The following is a 2,723-nucleotide window of genomic DNA, read 5'->3' as shown; positions in this document are numbered from 1 at the left end:
TCCAGTGCGTGATCGTCCGTGCCCACGCCGTGCGCTGCCATTTCGGCGCGTACTTGCACCAGCCTTTGCACGGGCGTGGCGCCGGCCGGCAGCACCAGGCGCCGACCGATGAGGGAACTGGCGGGCAAGGCCAGCGCCAGGGCCGCGCCGTGGCAGAGCGGATCGTCCAGCAGCGAACGGCACATCAGCAGCAGCGCGTCGAAGTCGCTGATCTGCCCATCGGTACAGATCACGCCACCGGTCAGGCGTTGCGTAAGCCGCAGCAGTTGGGCACGCCGTCCGCAGCGGCGCAGCAAGGCCAGGCGCACGCGGTCGGGGGTGATGTCCAGGCCGGCGCACAGGCGCGTGCTGCGGTGGTCGGAAAAAAGGGGGAAGCCAGTCATGCGGACGCTCTCATGCCAAGGGAAGCATGGATTGTCCAGCGGCGCCCGAACGGCGGGAATAGAGGAAACTTGAGGAATGCCGCTCAATTTGCGGCAATTTGTGTCATTTGCGGTGCTTTCCTTCATATTCCCACGTTCCGCATTGGAACCGGCTTCTTGCCCTTTGGTCTATTTGCAACACCTGGCTGCGCGGCCCATCGGGGCGAGCCGCTATAATGCGGGCTTGTTTCTTCCAATCCGGCTTTGGCCTGCTGCTTTGGCCTGCTTTAACGCTTATCTCGAATGTCTTCATCTTCCAACGGCGGCGATCAACCCAACCCGGCATCGGCGACGGATGCTCCCGCAGAAAAGGCCCCGCGCAAGCGGATGCACTGGTCATTGCGCATCCTGCTGGGCTTGTTCGGTACCCTCTTTGGCCTGATCGTGATGGCGCTTTTGGGCGTGGCCTTCATCGTCGCCCTGACCTATCCCAAGCTGCCCGACCTCGATACCCTGACCGACTACCGTCCCAAGATCCCGCTGCGCATCTTCTCGGCCGATGGCGTGCTGATTGGCGAATTCGGCGAGGAACGGCGCAATCTGGTGCACTTCAAGGAAATCCCGGACATCATGAAGAAGGCCGTACTGGCCATCGAGGATGACCGTTTCTATGAACACGGCGGGGTGGACTACCAGGGCATCCTGCGGGCTACCTTCTCCAACCTTTCCGGCGGCGGTGGCGGTGCCTCGACCATCACCCAGCAGGTGGCGCGCAACTTCTTCCTGACCAGCAACGAGCCAACCTTCCTGCAGAAGGCCACGCGCAAGTTCTTCTATGAAATCCCGCTGGCCTGGAAGATCGAGAACAACCTGACCAAGGACCAGATCCTTGAGGTCTACATGAACCAGATCTATCTGGGCCAGCGCGCCTATGGCTTTGCCTCGGCCGCCCAGATCTATTTCGGCAAGCAGTTGAAGGACATCACCATCGCCGAAGCCGCGATGCTGGCCGGCCTGCCCAAGGCCCCTTCGGCCTACAACCCGGTGGTCAACCCCAAGCGCGCGCACGCGCGCCAGCAGTACATCCTGTTGCGGATGCGCCAGCTGGGCTACATCACCGAGGCGCAATATCAGGAGGCCAAGGATGAGGAATTGCGCGTCAAGGGTGACAGCTCGGCCTTCGGGATGCACGCCGAATACGTGGCCGAAATGGCGCGCCAGCTGGTCTACGCGCAATACAAGGATGAAACCTACACGCGCGGCCTGAACGTCTTCACCACCATCACCAAGGCGGACCAGGATGCGGCCTACATCGCCCTGCGTCGCGGCATCATCGACTACGAGCGCCGCCACGGCTATCGCGGACCGGAAGGCTACATGGACTTGCCGGCAAACGCCTCCAAGGAAGTGGTGGAAGATGCGGTGGAAGTGGAGCTGGCCGACCACCCCGACAGCGACGACATGGTCGCGGCCGTGGTGCTGGAAGCCAAGCCCAAGGAAATCACCGCCATGCTGGCTACCGGCGAAGAGATCAGCATTGCCGGTGCCGGCCTGGGCTTTGGTGCCAACCTGCTGTCGGACAAGGCGCCGCCGCAGAAGAAGATCCGCCGCGGCGCCATCATCCGGGTGTTCCAGGATGGCAGCAACTGGATCATCACCCAGATGCCGGAAGTGGAATCGGCCTTCGTCTCGGTGAACTCGCACGATGGCGCGATCCGTTCGCTGGTGGGTGGCTTCGACTTCAACCGCAACAAGTTCAACCACGTCACCCAGGCCTGGCGTCAACCGGGTTCGTCCTTCAAGCCCTTCATCTATTCGTCTTCGCTGGAAAAGGGCTTGTCGCCGGCCACCATCATCAATGATGCACCGCTGACCTTCACCCAGACCGGCGGCCAGGTGTGGCAGCCCAAGAACTACGGTGGCAAGTTCGAAGGCCCGATCTCGATGCGCCGCGCCTTGCAGAAGTCGATCAACCTGGTTTCCATCCGCATCCTGGAGCGTGTGGGCGTGAAGTATGCGCAGGAATACATTACCCGCTTCGGCTTCGATGCTGACAAGAACCCGCCTTACCTGACCCTGGCGCTGGGAGCGGGCAACGTCACGCCCTTGCAGATGGTGGGGGCGTACTCGGTGTTTGCCAACGGCGGCTACAAGATCAATCCCTACCTGATCACCAAGGTCACCGACAACAACGGCGAAGTGCTCTCGCAGGCCAAGCCGGCCACGGCCGACGATGAATCCAACCGCGTCATCGATGCCCGCAATGCCTTCATCATGGACAGCATGTTGCGCGACGTGGTGCGCCATGGCACGGCGGTCAAGGCGCTGTCGTTGAAGCGCACCGACCTGGCCGGCAAGACC

At 62.1% G+C, this 2,723-nt stretch carries 1 protein-coding gene and 1 pseudogene; one reads left to right on the top strand and one right to left on the bottom strand.

What is annotated here, in order from left to right; genetic code table 11:
• Window positions 1-383, bottom strand: a pseudogene (locus tag I5W_RS23395) (pilus assembly protein PilM); the annotation flags it as partial.
• A gap of 366 nt (window positions 384-749) precedes the next feature.
• Between I5W_RS23395 and I5W_RS23390 the strand changes: the two are divergent.
• A partial coding sequence (locus I5W_RS23390; RefSeq protein ID WP_083893616.1) for a penicillin-binding protein 1A occupies window positions 750-2,723 on the top strand: 1,974 nt, incomplete at its 3' end.

It is taken from the genome of Herbaspirillum sp. B65 (genome assembly GCF_000333555.1).
Lineage (GTDB): Bacteria > Pseudomonadota > Gammaproteobacteria > Burkholderiales > Burkholderiaceae_D > Herbaspirillum > Herbaspirillum rubrisubalbicans.
This window is presented reverse-complemented; position numbering and strand designations above follow the sequence as displayed.